We start from the raw sequence: 16,490 nt of genomic DNA, 5'->3' as shown, positions 1-16,490 counted from the left end.
GCTTGCGTCAGATCACGCCACCGGCGTGATGTTCGACGCTTGCGCGCCCTTCGGGACCCTGCGTCAGCTCGTAGCTGACGCGCTGGCCTTCCTGCAGGCTGCGGAAGCCCTTGGCGTTGATCGCAGAGAAATGCGCGAACACATCTGCGCTGCCGTCCTCGGGCGAAATGAACCCGAAGCCCTTGGCGTCGTTGAACCATTTCACGGTGCCGTACTGCATGTCCTTATCAACCTCATGCTGGATGCGTTGTCGCGCAGGGTCCGACAGCCGGGCCCACGCGCCGGTCGAGTATGCAAACTGAACGCCGGCTTGACAATCACCCCCGCCCAGAACGATCGAGCAGGGCCGCCAGCAGCGCCGGCAGACCGGCCGAGGCGACGGCCACATTGTCGAGCACGTCCTGCAGGGTGATGACCTCGTCCGGGTCCGGACCGGCCCCCGCCGCCCAGTTGGCGACGATGGCCAAACAGGCGTAATCCAGGCCCAATTCGCGCGCCAGCCCGGCTTCGGGCATGCCCGTCATGCCGACCAGATCGCAACCGTCCCGGCGCATCCGCGCGATCTCGGCACGGGTTTCCAGGCGCGGCCCCTGGGTCGCCCCGTAGCAACCCTCGGCGACCAGATCGACACCCGCCTTGGCCGCCGCGGCGATCACGTCCTGCCGCAGCGCGCGCGTATACGGCTCGCCGAAGTCGACATGCAGGACCTCGGACCCCTCGTCTTCACAAATCGTTGACACCCGACCCCAGGTGTAATCGATCAGCTGATCGGGGCACGCCAGCACGCACGGCCCGAAACGCTCGCCGATGCCACCGACCGTGTTCAGCGCGAGCACCCGCTGCGCGCCGAGCGACTGCAGCGCGGCAAGATTGGCGCGGTAGTTGATCTTGTGCGGCGGCAGCGAATGGCCTTCGCCATGGCGGGCGAGGAAGGCCACGCGATGACCGTCGAGCGTGCCGAGCCGGATCGGCCCGGACGGCGCACCGAAGCGCGTCGTCGGCTGCAGCGTTTCCACGTCGCGCAACGCGGCCAGCTTGTACAGACCGGTGCCGCCGATGACGGCCAAAGCGATCCCACTCATCAGCTCATTCCTTCAATGCGTAGATCGCCGGCAGGTTGCGGCCCTGCTCGTGGTAGTCCATGCCGTAGCCGAACACGTAACGGTCCGGCACTTCGACGCCGACATAGTCGGCATGCAGGCCCGGCACGCAGCGGTCGTGCACCTTCACCGCCAGCGCGGCGATGCGCACGTCGCTGGCACCCTGCTCCAGGCACCAGGCGCGGATCGCGGCCAGGGTGTGGCCCTCATCGAGGATGTCGTCGGCCAGCAGCACGCGGCGGCCCTGCAACGGCGTCGCCGGACGATGCTTCCAGGTCAGCTCGCCGCCGGAGGTGGCGCCGCGATAACGCGTGGCGTGCAGGTAGTCGAACTCCAGGTCGAGCCCGAGCGCGCCGACTTCCATCGCCAGTTGCGCGGCGAACGGCAGGCCGCCGTGCATGATCGTCAGGTACACCGGCACATCGTCGTCGCCGTAGTCGGCGCGGATCGGTGCGGCCATGTCCCGGATCGCCTGTTCGAGCGTGGCCCGGTCGATCAGCAGGTCGGAATTGGCCAGTGCGGCGGCCAGGTCGTTGCTCTTGGCAGCGGTCGTGCTCATCAGGCCAGGCCCTCCAGGCGGCTGCGCGCGGAACCGTAGCGGCTGTCGGCCAACAGGCCGTCCCAGCCCATCGCGCCGCGACCAATCAGGCCAGTCAGCGCCATCGTGTTGAGCGTGCGCCCCTTCACCGCTTCCAGCGATTCCTCGACCAGTTGCGGGTGGCACACCAGCACCACGTCGCAACCGGCATCGTAATGGGCGTCGATGCGTGCCTTGACGCCGCCCACCGAGAACGCCGCCTTCATGCCGATGTCGTCGCTGAAGACGACGCCGCGAAAGCCCATCTCGCTGCGCAGCACGTCATTGATCCACAACTTCGAATAGCCCGCCGGCTCGGGCGCAACAGCCGGATACTTCACGTGCGCCATCATCACCGCATCGGCCTTGGCATCGATGCCGGCGACGAACGGAACCAGGTCGGTGGCACGCAGTTCGTCGAGCGGACGCGGATCGACCGCATCGTCGAAATGGGTATCGGCCTGCACCGAGCCGTGTCCCGGGAAATGCTTGAGCGTGGCGGCCATGCCGGCAGCGTGCATGCCGCGCACGTAGGCGCGGGTGAACTCGGCGACCACGGCCGGATCCTCGGAGAACGCGCGATTGCCGATCGCCAGGTTGCCGCGGCCGAGGTCGACCACCGGCGCGAAGCTCAGATCGACACCGCTGGCCTGCACTTCGGTCGCCATCAACCAGGCGTGCTCTTCGGCGAGCTTCAGCGCTGCCTCACGGTCGTCGGCATACAGCTTGCCGAAGCCCTGCAACGGTGGCAGCGCGCTGTAGCCTTCGCGGAAGCGCTGCACGCGGCCGCCTTCCTGGTCGACGCAGACCAACTGCGGGCGCCTGGCTGCGGCGCGGATCGCCGCCGACAGCTCGGCGACCTGGTCACGCGAAGCGAAGTTGCGGGTAAACAGGATCACGCCGGCGCAAGCGTCGTGCTGCAGCCAGTCGCGCTCCTGCGCGGTAAGTTCGGTGCCGGCGACGCCGATCACGAGCATGCGGAAAACTCCAGGCAATGGGGGCCACGCCAGGGCGCGGCCCCGCATTGTCGCGCAGATGGCCGGCCGCGGCAGCCCCGCGAACTGGCTGATTCAGTTGTGAACGGTCAGGCGATCAGACGGCGCAGCCATCCGGTCCGCAGGCGGCGTCATCCTTGCCCGCGGCATCCTTGCTCGCGTCGGCCGCGGCCACGGCCGGCGCGATGCCGATCTTGGCGAAGGCATCGCGGAATACGTCCGGTGTCTGCGCGCCCTGCACCGCCAGGCGGCCATCGAGGACGAACGTCGGCACGGCCTGGATGCCGAGCGCACGCGCCTGGCCCAGCTGTGCACGCACTTCGGCCAGGCCCTCGTCGGAATCGAGCATCGCGCGTACGCGCTGCTCCGACAGGCCACCCGCTGCGCCGGCATCGACCAGCGTCTGCGTGTCGGCCAGATTGCGGCCTTCGGCGAAATGGGCATGGAACAGCGCCTCGCCGACCTTGTCGGCGTCGCCTTCCTGCCCGGCCAGCCAGACCAGCCGGTGCGCCTTGAGCGTGTTGACCCGCACCTGGCCGCGGCCGAAATCGAACGGCAGGCCTTCGGCGCGACCGGCCGCCTGGGTCTGCGCGAGGATCTGTTCGGTGCGCTGGGCGCCGCCGAACTTGCGTTCGTATGCCTCTCGCAGCGGGACCGGGGTCTCGTCGGACTCGGGGTCGAGCTGGAATGCGTGCCAGTGGATATCGGCGTTCTGCCCGGCTTCGCCCAGTTGCGCCAGCGCCGTGCGCAGGCGTTGCTTGCCGATCCAGCACCAGGGGCAGACCACGTCGGACCAGATATCGATGCGCAGGGGTTTGTTGTTCATGGTGCCAAGATGGGGGCTCAGTGGGTCGATGCAACCGCGCCGGAACGCTCGCTCTCGCTCCACTGCGAATAAGGCCGCGTGGCGAGGGCGAGGTTGTAATAGCGCACCGCTTCGGTGACTTCCGCGCCGATCCACGCCGGCCGGGCGAACGCCTCGTCCGCCGATGAAAGCTCGATCTCTGCCACCACCAGTCCGGCGTTGTCACCGAGGAACTCGTCGACCTCCCACAGGTGGCCTTCGTGCTCGACGTAATGGCGGCGCTTGTCGACCAGGCCACCGACGCACAGCGCCAGCAGGCCGCGCGCATCGTCGACCGGAATCGGGTAGTCGAACTCCTGGCGGGTGTGGCCGAGTTCGCGCGACTTGAGGTTGAGGAAGGCCTCGTCACCGGCGATGCGCACGCGCACCGAGGCCCTCATCGCACCGCTGTCCATGGCGGCCTGGTCATTGATGTACCCCTGCGCCATCGGCACGACTTCGCGCGCGGCCGCGCGCCAGCCGTCACCGGTGACCAGGAACTTGCGTTCGATTTCGATACCCATGCGAATCTCCGAAAGTTTCCGATCAGCCCGGTTCGAACATCGCGATCGATTCCACGTGCGCGGTGTGCGGGAACATGTCCATCACGCCCGCGGCACGCAGTTTCCAGCCGCGCTCATTGACCAGGTACCCGGCATCGCGCGCCAGTGAGGCCGGATGGCAGCTGACGTAGACGATGCGCCCGAACTGTTTCAGCGGAAGCTGCGCCAGCACCACGTCCGCGCCTGAACGCGGCGGGTCGAGCAGCAGCTTGTCGAAGCCCTGCTTCATCCACGACTCGCCACTGAGGTCCTTGGCCAGGTCGGCGGCATGGAAGTCGGCGTTGGCGATGCCGTTGTGCGCGGCATTCTCGCGCGCGCGGCGCACCAGCCCCGCCTCGCCTTCCACGCCGACCACTTCGCGCACCTGGCGCGCCAGCGGCAGCGTGAAGTTGCCCAGGCCGGCGAACAGGTCGAGCACGCGGTCACCCGGCTGCGGCTGCAGCAGGTCGATCGCATGCTGGATCATCTTGCCGTTGAGGCCGGCGTTGACCTGGATGAAGTCGAGCGGACGGAACAGGAACTCCAGGTTCCACTGTTCCAGGCTGAAGGCGAGCCTGGGTTCGGCCGGCCACAACGGGTGGACGCTGTCGACGCCGGCCGGTTGCAGGAAGATCGCGAAGCCGTGCGCCTTGCCGAAGGCGACGAGGGCGTCCTTGTCGGCATCGGTCAGGGGCACCAGGTGGCGGATCGTCAACGCGATGCCGCTGAAGTCCGGCGTCGGGTCGCCGGCGATGAACTCGATCTGCGGAATTTCGCGTCGTGCCTGCAAGCCGTCGACCAGCGCGGCGAGCGCGCCGATGCTTTCGCCGATCTGCGGGATCACCGTGTGGCATTCGCGCAGGTCGGCGACGAAACGCGGATCGGTTTCGCGGAACCCGACCAGGGTCTTGTCCTTCTTCTCGACGCGGCGCACCGAGAACCGGCCCTTGCGGCGGTAGCCCCAGGACGCATCGGTCAAGGGCGCGAGGATGCGCTCGGGCGTGACATGGCCGATGCGCTCGAAGTTCTCCATCAGCACGTTCTGCTTGGCGAGGATCTGCTTGTCCTCGGCATAGTGCTGCAGGGCGCAGCCGCTGCAGGTGCCGAAGTGCGGGCAGCGCGGATCGACGCGCTCGGGCGCCGCCTCCAGCACGTCGACCGTGCGGGCTTCATCGAAACTGCGGTGGCGGCCGGTCTGCGAGGCCATGACGCGCTCGCCCGGCAATGCACCGGCGACGAACACGGCCTTGCCATCGGGCCGGCGGGCTACGCCGCGGCCGTCGTGGGTGAGTCCGGTGATTTGTACTTCGAAGGGGGTCTGATCTATGCGGGCCACAGCGGCTGGCGTGAACGCGAAGCTAGGGGACCGGCTATTGTCGCAGATAGCGCGCCCCTACCCCTCTCCCTGGCTGCCACGCAGCTCGTCCCTCCCCCGCAGGGGGGAGGGCTTTGGTGCTTTGCTTCTATTGCTTCTTACTTCTGCTTCCAGCCGCCACCGGCGTCCTGCACCCACCAGCCGCCGCGGGCGCTGTCGATCCACTGGCGCGCGAACACGGCGCGGATCTGCTGCTCCCATTCGGGATGGTTGTTGGCCACCGCGATCTCGCGGTAGACGGCCTTGGCGTCACGGCCCTGCTCGGCGACCGCCTGGTTGACGCCCACGCGCTCGGGCAGCGGGATCTTGGACGCGTCGCGGACGCTGATCGTGCCGTCGTTGGCGAAGCCGAGCGCGCCGGAATCGAAATGCGCACGCAGCTGGCTGTCGAAGCGCGAGGCCATGCGCGACTGGATCGCCTGGATCGCCGGCGTCTTGATGTTGATGTCCGGCTGGTCCTGCGCCTGTGCCGTGCCGATGCCGACCAGCGACAGCCAGTCGATGCGCAGCGCCAGCGAATCGGACCGTTGCGGATTCAGCGATGCACTCTGCCCGCCGGGCTTGTCCTGCGGCTTGGGCTGGGACTGCTGGGCTTCGTCGCCGATGACCTTCTCGACGAATTCCTTGGCCGCTTCCTTGGCTTCGGCAGCCGGGAAGTAGACGTTGATCGTGACGCAGGCAGTCAGCATCACGGCGGCGACCGGTACCCCCATCCAACGGCGCATGTCAGTTCTCCTTTGATCGGTGTCCGCGGCAGTCGCACTGCGCGGATTGAAGCGTGGGCTACCTTACTCGAAGACCGGTTTGACGTCGCCGCTGCTGGCCGCGACCAGGCGTTCGAGCAACGTCGGCCAGTCGACGCGGCGGTTGAAACCAACCACGCTCAGGCGCGGCAGGCCGGAACCTTCGACAATAATAAATCCCGGGCCGGCTGAACCCAGCCCTTCCATTTCGCAGACCTCGTCGACCAGCCGACAGGCGATGCCGATCTCGCGATAGCCGAAGTCGTCGAAGAACCCGATCAGCTGCGCCTGCAGGCCACTGACGAACGAGGCATCACTGACGCTCGACAGGTCCTGCACGGCGCGCTGGCTGACGCGCTGGCGCACGCCGTCGGCCTTGGCGGCGGCGGCGTCGGTCTGCAGGTAGGACGTGAATGCCACGGGTTGCCAGTCGACCAGGCGCAGGTCGGCGATGCGGCCGTCGAGCTTGCCGGTGATCGTGCCGAAGCCGAGTACGCCGGTCAGCGATTCCAGGTCGATGTCGTCGAAGGCGATGTCCGACGACAGCGTCGGTGCGACGCCGAACGGACGCTCCATCGCCAGCGACGACACCTGCACCGTGCCGCCGAACAACTCCATCGCCAGGCCGCCTTCGAAGTCGAGGCGGTCGTCGGCATAGCGCGCCTCGGGGATGTGGCCGGTCAGCTGGCCGGTAAAGGCAGGCCAGCCCAGTGCGGTGGAAAGCTGGGCGACATCGAGCTGCTCCAGTTCCAGGCCGAAGCGTATTTCCAGGCCCTTGTCCGCCGCCGGCGGCTTGATCTGGAAGTGATCAAATCCGGCGCGCCCGCCCAGCAACGGCATCGACACCGGCTGGGTGAGTTGCAGCACGCCGTCAGTGCTGCGCATTGGCAGGCGCGCCTGGCCGAATGCCAGGCCATGCAGCGCGCCGCCGCTCCAGCGCAGTTCGCTATCCCGCGTTGCGCTGGCGGAATAGCGCACATCGCCTTCCAGGCCATCGAAGCGGAAGCGCCCGCGCGGGTCGTCGACCACCACTGAATCGAGATTGAAATCGGCCTCGCGCAGTTCGCCGCGTTCGATCCGCACGCGTCCGTCGGCGGCGCCGCCGAGTTGCAGCTCACCCAGTCCGGCCAGGCCGAGGAAACCGGTGAGGTAGCCGTCGCGCAACGGTGCGAGGTTTGCGCTGTGCGCACGCAGGTCGAGCGTGCGCAATTGCATCTGCGGGTCGAGCGCGGCGCGGGCGTCGATGCGCAGGACGCCGCGATCGTTCCAGGCAAGCTTCGGCAGCTCCCACCCGCCGCCTTCGTGCTGCTCGGCCTGTATCGCCAGGTCGACGCGGCGCTGCTGCAGCGCCAGGTAGGCGTTGCCGAACAGCATCTCGCCGCCGTGCAGCTGGCCTTCGATTCCGACGCGCGTGGTCGCGGCAAGCTCTCCGTCGATTTCGAGCTGGGCGCCGATGTTCTCGCCGGCGACGGTGCCGTCGGCGGTGTCGAATGCCAGGCCCTGCAGGTTCAGAGGGCCGCTGACGCGCAGAGGCGCCTTCGTCGGCGCGAGCACGTCGAGCCGGCCCGTGGCGGTGCCTGCCTTGAGCCGGCCCTGTGGCCAGGCCTGTGCCAGCAGCGCCTGCGCCCAGGCCACGGGCACGCGGGTCAGGTCGATCCGGGTCAGGTCGGGCGTGGCGGCAAGGCGCTGCATGGCGAGGGTCCCGCCCCCCTGGCTGAGGCGACCGTCGATGCGCGCCGGGTCGAGGTCCAATGCCAGGCGCAAAGGCCGGCTGTTCCCGCTGCGGACGTCGCCTTCGCAACGCCAGCGGTCGCGGTCGCGCGACAACGGGCAGCGCCAGGTGACGTTGCTGTAGCTGTAGCCAAGATCCGGTGCTTCGACGCGCCCCGCCCGCAATTCCAGCGCGCCCTGCGACGAGCCGGCGGGCCATTCCAGGCGGACCTGCACGTCGCTCATCGTCGCCACCGCCAGCGTCACCCGGGCGATGCGCGCCTGCGCCGTGCGCGCATGCGCCGCGCCCGTGGCCAACGGCACGGACAGCAGGCAAACCAGCAGCAGGCGTAATATCGCTCGCGACATCCGCGCAGCATACCCATAGGACGCGAATCGGCGATGACGCCGCACCAGCAACCCCCTCGGACCGCACCACCGCACGCCGCCCCTCCGCGCGTATTGCTGGTCGAGGACGATCCGATCAGCCGCAGCTTCCTCGCTGCCGCCTTGGCCGCCGTCCCCGCCGAGGTTGATGCCGCCGACAGCGTGGCCGCCGCGGTGGCGCTGGCATCCTCGCAGGATTACGCGCTGTGGATGATCGATGCCCGCCTGCCCGACGGCAGTGGCAGCGAACTGCTGGCACGGCTGCGCGAAAAGCATCCGCATACGCCGGCACTGGCGCATACCGCCGCTCACGAGTCGACCATTCTCGATGCGCTGCTCGCGGCGGGATTCGGCGAAGCGCTGGTCAAGCCGATGCCGGCGGCAACGGTGCAGGCGGCCGTGCGCCGGTTGCTGGGCTTGTCCGGCGGACCGGCACGCATTGACGCGGTGGCCGACGACGGCCCGTTGCCGCTGTGGGATTACGAAGCGGCGGCGCGCGCGCTCAACGGCAACCGCACCCACGTCGACACGCTGCGCGGGTTGTTCGCGCAGGAGCTGCCCAAGTCACTGCAGGCCATCACAGATGCCAGCGCGCGCGGCGACAGCGATGCCATGCGCGCCGACCTGCATCGGCTGCGTGCCAGCTGCGGATTCGTCGGCGCATTGCGCCTGGGCTCGGCGGTGGAGGCACTGCATCGCGAACCGGCGTCGGCGGGATTGCGCGAAGCCTTCGTCCAGGCGGCGCGCGAAACCATGGACTCGCTGTAGGAGCGAGCTTGCTCGCGATGCGACGCGGCCCTACGAGGAGCCTGCCGGATCCGGTGTTTCGCGCCTGGCAGTGACGCGCCCGAGTTCGGCCAGCATTTCCCAGGACTTCAGTCCGCGCGATCCCAGGTAGTGGGATAGCACGCCTCGCATCGCCCGTCGCAGGCCCTGCTGGTCTTCCGGATCAGGCGCGCTGTCGTCGGCCAACGCGAGCAGCGCGCGGCCGGTGGCGGCCGTGCTGCGATCGCCATGGCCGCGGTCGCTCAGCAGCCGGCGCGGTCCGAACTCCGGATCCAGCCGGTAACGCGCGGCGGGGTCGATCGGCGCGCCGTCGCCGTCGTGGTGCCAGTCGAAGCCGAAACCGAGGGCGTCGAGCAGATCGCGTTCGTAACGACGCAATGTCCAGCCCAGCGCGTCGCCGGCGCCGATGCGCGCGCGAGCCAGGGCGTAGGCGTCGTAGAGATCCGGCGCCGGATCCTGGCGCGGCGCCAGGCGCAACGTCAGTTCGTTGAGATAGAAGCCGGCGAGCATCGCTTCACCGCCCAGTCGCGGCGCGACGTCAGTGGCCTCGGCCGAAACCAGGCGCGCCAGTTCGCCCACCTGCACCGCGTCGAAACGGATCGACTGCAGCGGCTGCAACGCCGCGCGCAGCACCTGCCGCTTGGGGCCCTGCACGCCACGCGCGACCAGGCCCAGGCGTCCGTGGTTGGCGCTGAGCACTTCGACCAGCAAGCTCGTTTCGCGCCACGGTCGCGCGTGCAGGACGAATGCCGGTTCGTTACTCAGGCGCACTAATCGTGATAGCCAAACGCCCGCAGCGCCGCTTCGTCGTCGGACCAGCCTTCGCGCACGCGAACCCAGGTTTCCAGGAACACCTTGCTGCCGAACAGGCGCTCCATCTGCTGGCGCGACCGCGAACCGATCTCGCGCAGGCGCTCGCCGCCCTTGCCGATCACGATCGCCTTCTGGCCATCGCGCTCGACCCAGATCACCGCGCCGATGCGCAGCAGGTTGCCGTCGACCTCGAACTTCTCGATCTCGACGGTCGTGGCATACGGCAGTTCTTCGCCGAGCTGGCGCATCAGCTGTTCGCGCACCATTTCACCGGCGAGGAAGCGCTGGCTCTTGTCGGTGATCTCGTCTTCGCCGTACAGCGCTTCCTGTTCCGGCAACTGCGCGAGGACGGTCTTGACCAGTGCTTCCAGGCCGCTGCGCTTGAGTGCCGAGATCGGGTGCACGCCGGCGAAGTCGCGGCCGGCACTGACCTTGGCCAGGTACGGCAGCAGCGAGGCCTTGTCCTTGAGTCTGTCGACCTGGTTGACCACCAGCACCACCGGAACGCCGGCGTTCTTCAAGGCGTCATACGCCAGCGCGTCGTCGTCTTCCCATTGCCCGGCGCGAACGACAAGCACGGCGGTATCGACGCCTTCGAGGGCGCCGCGCGCGGCGCGGTTCATCCACCGGTTCATCGCGCGCTTCTGCTCGCGGTGGATGCCGGGGGTGTCGACCAGCAGCAGCTGGCCTTCCGGGAAGGTGGCGATGCCGAGCAACTGGTGGCGGGTGGTCTGCGGGCGGCTGGAGGTGATGCTGACCTTGGCGCCGACCAGCGCGTTGACCAGGGTGGATTTGCCGACGTTGGGACGGCCGATGACGGCGACGTGGCCGGCGCGATGCGTGGGGGTGTTCATTGGGGAGATTGTCGGCTCGCGGGGGGTTGAGGGCAAACAATTGCTTCTGCCCGGCCGTGGGTTCCCTCGCGGCGGAACCGCTCAGTCGTCGATCTTCAGGCGCTCCAGCGCCACTTCCGCCGCGATCTGCTCTGCGGCGCGGCGGGACCCCGCCTCGCCCTGGGTGAGCAACGGCGGCTGGACAAGGGTGCAGGTGACCACGAACGACTTGGCATGGTCCTCCCCGCTCTCGCTGAGCAGGGCGTACACCGGCAATGGCTTCTGCCGCCCCTGCAGCCATTCCTGCAGGCGCGTCTTGGCGTCCTTGCCGACCTTGTGCGGTGGCGGCAGGGCGGCAATGGCGGCCTCGAACCACGGCAGGACCGCGGCACGGCAGGTCTGGAAGTCGGAGTCGAGGTAGATCGCGCCGATCACGGCTTCCAGTGCGTCGGCGAGGATCGAGTCGCGGCGATGGCCGCCGGACTTCATTTCGCCGGGGCCGAGGGTCAGGCGGGCGCCGAGTTCCAGTTCGCGGGAGATCGGCGCCAGGGCCGACTCGCGTACCAGCTCGGCGCGGGCGCGGGTCAGCGCGCCTTCGTCGGCGCGCGGCCAATGCGTGTAAAGCGCCTCAGCGACGATCAGGTTGACCAGCGCATCGCCGAGGAATTCCAGCCGCTCGTTATGCGGCGCACCGGCGCTGCGGTGGGTCAGGGCCTGGTCGAGCAGGCCCTGGGTGTTGAAGCGGTAGCCGATCCGGTCACTCATCAAACGCAGTGCGATTGAGCAGCTGTTCGGCCGTGAAATGGCCGACGACATCGATGTTTGCGATCAGCGGGCGACGTACTTCGTAGTCGACCGTCATGGTGTAACCGGCATCCTTGCGGGCGATCTTGACGTTTTCCGGCTTCACGTTCTCGGCGTAGCTGATGTACAGGCGACGGAAGAACAGGTCCTTGATCGAGGACGGATCCTTCTGGGCGATGCCCGCTTCCTTCGACAGCTCCCTGAGTGCCTCCTTCACGGCGTAGTACTCCCGAGTACATCGGAACGAGCTTCATGCCCATGTAGATGAACACGCCGGCCACTGCCAGCACGATGACGAACCCGATCAGGGTCATGCCGCTCTGCGTACGCTTCATTTCAACGATCCCCAGGTTTTTGTGTTGTCACCCCGGGTCGTCGCAGTCCCCTTCGACGACCCGGGCGGTGCTGCCAGCGCAGTATTGCGCGGCAAGTATTACTTGATCCTGCTGCCGATGCGTGAACGGTCGACGCCGCCGTCGAAGTTCATCCAGATCAGGAACGCCTTGCCGCGCAGGTTCTGCTCCGGCAGGAAGCCCCAGTATCGGCTGTCCTCGCTGTTGTCGCGGTTGTCGCCCATCACGAAATAGTGACCCGGTGGCACGACCCAGTCGCCCTCGCCCTGGTCGAGGAACGGCAGGTTGGTCCGCTCCAGGGACGTTGTGTTCGCGGCCGAGCAGGTTCTCGCGCAGCTCCTCGGCCCCGGTCATCTCGGTGCCGTTGCCGACGCCCTGGTAGACGCCGACCGGACCGTAGCCCAGCACCTGCCCATTCACGCTGACCTGGTTGTCGTGGTAGCCGACGCGGTCGCCCGGCAGGCCGACCACGCGCTTGATCCAGTCCTGGTCAGGATGGTGCGGCGGGCGGAACACGACCACGTCGCCCCGCGCCGGCTCGCCCAGGGCGATGAACTTGTGGTTGTTGATCGGCAACCGCAGGCCGTAGGTGAACTTGTTGACCAGGATGAAGTCACCGGTCAGCAGGGTCGGCATCATCGAGTTGGACGGGATGCGGAAAGGCTCCGCGACGAAGCTGCGCAGGATCAGCACCACCGCCAGCACCGGGAAGAACGCCTTGGAGTAGTCGATGACGACCGGCTCCTTGCCGTCGTCGAGCAGGCCCTCGCGCGCGGCACGGCGCTTGGCCAGCCACAGCTTGTCGAGGAGCCAGACCAGGCCGGTGAACAGGGTCAGGACGACCAGGATGATTTCAAACCAACGCATGCGTGCTCCTCGGGAGAGCCGGAAATGGGGAATCGGGATTGGACGAGCGCAAGAGCATGGACTGGCGAGGGGTCGCCCCCCGGCAACCTCTCATCCCGAGCATAGCGAGGGATCTGCTGTTCGTCATGCGCAGCATGAGGCGGCTGGCGTGCCCGTTTGCGCACGCCCGTCCGGCGGCCGCGACGCCCTGCTGCGATGCGACCTGTTGCGGCATTACTTGTTGTCGACCTGCAGCACGGCGAGGAAGGCCTCCTGCGGAATCTCCACGCGGCCGACCTGCTTCATGCGCTTCTTGCCCTCTTTCTGCTTCTCGAGGAGCTTCTTCTTGCGGCTGATGTCGCCGCCGTAGCACTTGGCCAGCACGTTCTTGCGCATGGCCTTGACCGTGGAGCGGGCGATGATCTGCGAGCCGACGGCGGCCTGGATGGCGACGTCGAACATCTGCCGCGGGATCAGTTCCTTCATCCGCTCGCACAGGTCGCGACCGCGGCGGTCGGCGTGGCTGCGGTGGGTGATGATCGAGAGCGCATCGACCTTGTCGCCGTTGATCAGCGTGTCAACGCGCACGAACGGGCCGGCCTGGAAACGCAGGAAGTGGTAGTCCAGCGAGGCGTAGCCGCGGCTGACCGACTTGAGCCGGTCGAAGCAGTCGAGCACGACTTCGGCCATCGGCAGCTCGTAGCTGATCTGCACCTGGCCACCCATGTACTGGATGCCGATCTGCACGCCGCGCTTCTCTTCGCACAGCGTGATCACGTTGCCGACGTAATCGGGCGGCGTGAGGATGTTGGCGCGGATGATCGGCTCGCGGACCTCTTCGATCATGTTCACCGGCGGCAGCTTGGCCGGGTTGTCCATCGACACGATCGAGCCGTCGGTCTTGAGCACCTCGTAGACCACCGTCGGCGCGGTGCTGATGAGGTTGAGGTTGTACTCGCGCTCCAGGCGCTCCTGCACGATCTCCATGTGCAGCATGCCGAGGAAGCCGCAGCGGAAACCGAAGCCCATCGCCTCGGAACTTTCCGGCTCGAAGCGCAGCGCGGCATCGTTGAGGCGCAGCTTGTCGAGCGCTTCGCGCAGGTCCGGGTAGTCCTCGGCATCGACCGGGAACAGGCCGGCGAACACGCGCGGCTGCATTTCCTGGAAGCCCGGCAGCGGCTTGGACGCCGGGTCGGTCGCCGAGGTCAGCGTGTCGCCGACCGGCGCGCCGTGCACGTCCTTGATCGCGGCATGGATCCAGCCCACTTCGCCGGCGCCCAGCTTGGGCAGGTCCTTGCGCTTGGGGGTGAACACGCCGACCTTGTCGACCTGGTGGGTGCGGCCGGTCGACATGACCAGCAGCTTGTCACCGGGCTTGATCTCGCCCTGCATCACGCGCACCAGCGAGACCACGCCCAGGTAGTTGTCGAACCAGGAGTCGATGATCAGCGCCTGCAGCTTGTCGGTGTCACGCGGCTTCGGCGGCGGGATGCGGTGGACGATCGCCTCGAGCACGTCGACGACGTTCAGGCCGGTCTTGGCGCTGATCGCCACGGCGTCCTCGGCGTCGATGCCGATCACCGCCTCGATCTCGGCCTTGGCGCGCTCGATGTCGGCCGTGGGCAGGTCGATCTTGTTGAGCACCGGCACCACTTCCAGGCCCTGCTCCACCGCGGTGTAGCAGTTGGCGACCGACTGCGCTTCCACGCCCTGGGCAGCATCGACCACCAGCAGCGCGCCTTCGCAGGCGGCCAGCGAGCGGCTGACCTCATAGCTGAAGTCGACGTGGCCGGGTGTGTCGATGAAATTCAGGAAATAGGTCAGCCCGTCCTTGGCCTTGTACGGCAGGGACACGGACTGCGCCTTGATGGTGATGCCGCGCTCGCGCTCGATCGGATTGGAGTCCAGGACCTGCGCTTCCATCTCGCGGGCTTCGAGGCCGCCACAGAGCTGGATGATGCGGTCGGCCAGGGTCGATTTGCCGTGGTCGACGTGGGCAATGATGGAAAAGTTTCTGATCTGCTGCATGCGGGGCCGCGCGAGGCTAGCCGGTTCCTGGAAAATCAACGCGCGATTATCGCATACGGCCCGCTTGCACCGGTCCAACCCCCTCCAGGCGGCCCTGCCCAGACGCGCCGGCCGGGCGGCAGGCGCGCAAGGTTTGACAGGACAAGCGCAGGACAGGCCGGACTCAGCCCGCCTTGGCGGCGTCGTCGGCGGTCACGGCAATGAACTGGGTGCCGCCCTGGCGGCGCACCAGCAGCATCACGGTCTGGCCCGGCTTGACCGAGGCCAGCTCGCGGTCCAGCGCCGAGGCACTGGCGACCGAGTTGCGACCCACCGACAGCACCACGTCACCCGGGCGCAGTCCGGCCTCGGCCGCGGCGTCGCCGGGGTTGCGCACCAGCACGCCCTCGTTGCCGCGCAGGCCCAGCCGCTGGCGATCGCTGCTGCTCAGGTCCTGGCCGACCAGGCCCAAGGTGTTGCCAGCGGACGGGCGCGACTCGCCACCGCCAATCGACGGCCGCGGCGAACCGGAACCGTCGGCCACCGTGGCGTCGAGCTCGTCGACCACGACCGACAGATCGACGTTGCGGCCATTGCGGAACACGCTGACCTTGGCCTTGGTGCCCGGCGCCATCGAACCGATGATCGGCGGCAGGTCGCTGGATTCGTTGATGTCGCGGCCATCGACGGCACGGATCACGTCGCCGCGCTCGATGCCGGCCTTCTCGGCCGGGCTGCCGGGCAGCACATCGGCGATCAGCGCACCGCGACTGTCGGGCAGGCCCAGGCCCTTGGCCGACTCGCTGGTGATCTGCTGCACCTGCACGCCAAGCTGGCCGCGACTGACCTTGCCGGTCGCGCGCAACTGCTCGGCCGCGCCCATCGCAACATCGATCGGGATGGCGAAGCTCACGCCCATGTAGCCGCCGGAGTTGCTGAAGATCTGCGAATTGATGCCGACCACTTCACCGCTGGTGTTGAGCAGCGGGCCACCGGAGTTGCCCTGGTTGATCGCGACGTCGGTCTGGATGAAGGGCACGTAGCGCTGGTTGGCGTACGGATTGCTGCGGCCAACCGCACTGACGATGCCGGCGGTGACCGAATGATCCAGGCCGAACGGCGAACCGATCGCGATCACCCACTGCCCGGCCTTGGTCGAGTTGGCATTGGCCATGCGCAGGAACGGCAGGCCCTTGGCGTCGATCTTGAGCAGCGCGACGTCGGACTGTTCGTCGCTGCCGATCACCTTGGCGGTGAACTCGCGGCGGTCGGACAGCTTGACCGTGACCGTGTCGGCGCCTTCGACGACATGGTGGTTGGTCATCACGTAACCATCGGCCGACATCAGGAAGCCGCTGCCCATCGAGGTTCCGCCACCACGCGGGCCGCGCGGACCGCCGGGACCGCCCGGGAAGGGCATGTCGTCGCCGAAGAAGCGGCGGAAGATCTCGGGAATCTGTTCATCGTCCGGTGCGCCGCGCACATTGCGCTGCGGCGCGGCCTCGGCCTGGATGTTGACCACGGCCGGCCCGACCCGCTGGACCAGGTTGGTGAAGTCCGGCAGGCCGCTGACCAGCGGTGCGGCCGGCGTCGCCGCAGGCGGCGGTGCGATCGGCGTGGCGGGCGGCTGGGCGGTGCAGGCGACCGGCAGCGAAGCGGCGAGGGCGGTAACCAGCGCGAGTGAACGAAGCGGACGGTTCATCGAATTCGGCCTCGGGAGAGATCGGATTGCAGTAGGGAGGATGGCGGTCGGTCGCACCGTCGAGACTGTGCGA

14 protein-coding genes and 3 pseudogenes are annotated in these 16,490 nt (G+C 67.9%); 1 reads left to right on the top strand and 16 read right to left on the bottom strand.

The window, feature by feature from the left end:
• Positions 1–12: 12 nt before the first annotated feature.
• The 9 genes and pseudogenes from HIV01_RS02120 to HIV01_RS02080 all read right to left on the bottom strand — a co-directional run bounded on the left by HIV01_RS02120 (position 13) and on the right by HIV01_RS02080 (position 8,255).
• A pseudogene (locus tag HIV01_RS02120) lies at positions 13–220 on the bottom strand (cold-shock protein).
• Positions 221–317: 97 nt separating this feature from the next.
• The gene (locus tag HIV01_RS02115; RefSeq protein WP_200604615.1) at positions 318–1,082 is read right to left on the bottom strand and encodes an S-methyl-5'-thioinosine phosphorylase; all 765 of its coding nucleotides are present in this window, start codon (positions 1,080–1,082) and stop codon (positions 318–320) included.
• 4 nt (positions 1,083–1,086) lie between these two features.
• A complete protein-coding gene (locus tag HIV01_RS02110; protein WP_200604614.1) occupies positions 1,087–1,659 on the bottom strand; it encodes a hypoxanthine-guanine phosphoribosyltransferase in 573 nt (190 codons plus the stop codon).
• Complete coding sequence (gene nagZ, locus HIV01_RS02105) at positions 1,659–2,654, bottom strand: beta-N-acetylhexosaminidase (protein ID WP_200604613.1); 996 nt, start codon at positions 2,652–2,654, stop codon at positions 1,659–1,661. The genes HIV01_RS02110 and nagZ overlap by 1 nt, the downstream gene beginning before the upstream one ends.
• Before the next feature lie 115 nt (positions 2,655–2,769).
• Positions 2,770–3,483 carry a DsbA family oxidoreductase gene (locus tag HIV01_RS02100; protein ID WP_200606305.1) on the bottom strand — a complete coding sequence of 238 codons (714 nt, stop codon included), beginning with the start codon at positions 3,481–3,483 and terminating at the stop codon, positions 2,770–2,772.
• Positions 3,484–3,515: 32 nt separating this feature from the next.
• On the bottom strand, positions 3,516–4,040 hold the full coding sequence (locus tag HIV01_RS02095; RefSeq protein WP_200604612.1) for a CYTH domain-containing protein: 525 nt from the start codon (positions 4,038–4,040) through the stop codon (positions 3,516–3,518).
• 22 nt (positions 4,041–4,062) lie between these two features.
• Entirely contained in the window at positions 4,063–5,394 is a 1,332-nt protein-coding gene (rlmD, locus tag HIV01_RS02090; RefSeq protein WP_200604611.1) for a 23S rRNA (uracil(1939)-C(5))-methyltransferase RlmD, read from the bottom strand.
• Between the two features lie 137 nt (positions 5,395–5,531).
• Entirely contained in the window at positions 5,532–6,158 is a 627-nt protein-coding gene (locus tag HIV01_RS02085) for a DUF1318 domain-containing protein (RefSeq protein WP_200604610.1), read from the bottom strand.
• A 63-nt stretch (positions 6,159–6,221) separates the two neighbouring features.
• Entirely contained in the window at positions 6,222–8,255 is a 2,034-nt protein-coding gene (locus HIV01_RS02080) for a translocation/assembly module TamB domain-containing protein (RefSeq protein WP_200604609.1), read from the bottom strand.
• Between the two features lie 33 nt (positions 8,256–8,288).
• Between HIV01_RS02080 and HIV01_RS02075 the strand changes: the two genes are divergently transcribed.
• A complete protein-coding gene (locus HIV01_RS02075; RefSeq protein ID WP_200604608.1) occupies positions 8,289–9,041 on the top strand; it encodes a response regulator in 753 nt (250 codons plus the stop codon).
• A 30-nt stretch (positions 9,042–9,071) separates the two neighbouring features.
• On the opposite strand, the gene recO is transcribed toward HIV01_RS02075, so the two are convergent.
• From recO to HIV01_RS02040, 7 genes and pseudogenes are all read right to left on the bottom strand, one after another.
• Complete coding sequence (gene recO, locus HIV01_RS02070; protein ID WP_200604607.1) at positions 9,072–9,830, bottom strand: DNA repair protein RecO; 759 nt, start codon at positions 9,828–9,830, stop codon at positions 9,072–9,074.
• The gene (gene era, locus HIV01_RS02065; protein WP_200604606.1) at positions 9,830–10,726 is read right to left on the bottom strand and encodes a GTPase Era; all 897 of its coding nucleotides are present in this window, start codon (positions 10,724–10,726) and stop codon (positions 9,830–9,832) included. The genes recO and era overlap by 1 nt, the downstream gene beginning before the upstream one ends.
• 81 nt (positions 10,727–10,807) lie before the next feature.
• Positions 10,808–11,470, bottom strand: a complete 663-nt coding sequence (gene rnc / locus HIV01_RS02060; RefSeq protein ID WP_200604605.1) for a ribonuclease III — start codon at positions 11,468–11,470, stop codon at positions 10,808–10,810.
• Positions 11,463–11,844, bottom strand: a pseudogene (locus HIV01_RS02055) (DUF4845 domain-containing protein). Before HIV01_RS02055 ends, rnc begins: the two are co-directional and overlap by 8 nt.
• Positions 11,845–11,942: 98 nt before the next feature.
• Positions 11,943–12,729 (bottom strand): annotated as a pseudogene (gene lepB, locus HIV01_RS02050) (signal peptidase I).
• A 213-nt stretch (positions 12,730–12,942) separates the two neighbouring features.
• A complete protein-coding gene (gene lepA, locus HIV01_RS02045) occupies positions 12,943–14,736 on the bottom strand; it encodes a translation elongation factor 4 (RefSeq protein WP_207527053.1) in 1,794 nt (597 codons plus the stop codon).
• Positions 14,737–14,899: 163 nt separating this feature from the next.
• Complete coding sequence (locus HIV01_RS02040; protein WP_200604601.1) at positions 14,900–16,417, bottom strand: DegQ family serine endoprotease; 1,518 nt, start codon at positions 16,415–16,417, stop codon at positions 14,900–14,902.
• Positions 16,418–16,490: the final 73 nt, after the last annotated feature.

Source organism: Lysobacter arenosi, from assembly GCF_016613475.2.
Classification (GTDB): domain Bacteria; phylum Pseudomonadota; class Gammaproteobacteria; order Xanthomonadales; family Xanthomonadaceae; genus Lysobacter_J; species Lysobacter_J arenosi.
Note: the sequence above shows the minus strand (reverse complement) of the source record. Positions and strands in the feature narration are given on the sequence as shown.

Excerpts from the sequence above, each read along its gene's own strand:
- nagZ (WP_200604613.1), bottom strand. The coding sequence starts at position 2,654 with ATGCTCGTGATCGGCGTCGCCGGCACCGAACTTACCGCGCAGGAGCGC.
- HIV01_RS02040 (WP_200604601.1), bottom strand. The coding sequence starts at position 16,417 with ATGAACCGTCCGCTTCGTTCACTCGCGCTGGTTACCGCCCTCGCCGCT.
- HIV01_RS02080 (WP_200604609.1), bottom strand. The coding sequence starts at position 8,255 with ATGTCGCGAGCGATATTACGCCTGCTGCTGGTTTGCCTGCTGTCCGTG.
- HIV01_RS02115 (WP_200604615.1), bottom strand. The coding sequence starts at position 1,082 with ATGAGTGGGATCGCTTTGGCCGTCATCGGCGGCACCGGTCTGTACAAG.
- HIV01_RS02095 (WP_200604612.1), bottom strand. The coding sequence starts at position 4,040 with ATGGGTATCGAAATCGAACGCAAGTTCCTGGTCACCGGTGACGGCTGG.
- lepA (WP_207527053.1), bottom strand. The coding sequence starts at position 14,736 with ATGCAGCAGATCAGAAACTTTTCCATCATTGCCCACGTCGACCACGGC.
- era (WP_200604606.1), bottom strand. The coding sequence starts at position 10,726 with ATGAACACCCCCACGCATCGCGCCGGCCACGTCGCCGTCATCGGCCGT.
- HIV01_RS02085 (WP_200604610.1), bottom strand. The coding sequence starts at position 6,158 with ATGCGCCGTTGGATGGGGGTACCGGTCGCCGCCGTGATGCTGACTGCC.
- HIV01_RS02110 (WP_200604614.1), bottom strand. The coding sequence starts at position 1,659 with ATGAGCACGACCGCTGCCAAGAGCAACGACCTGGCCGCCGCACTGGCC.
- HIV01_RS02075 (WP_200604608.1), top strand. The coding sequence starts at position 8,289 with ATGACGCCGCACCAGCAACCCCCTCGGACCGCACCACCGCACGCCGCC.
- rnc (WP_200604605.1), bottom strand. The coding sequence starts at position 11,470 with ATGAGTGACCGGATCGGCTACCGCTTCAACACCCAGGGCCTGCTCGAC.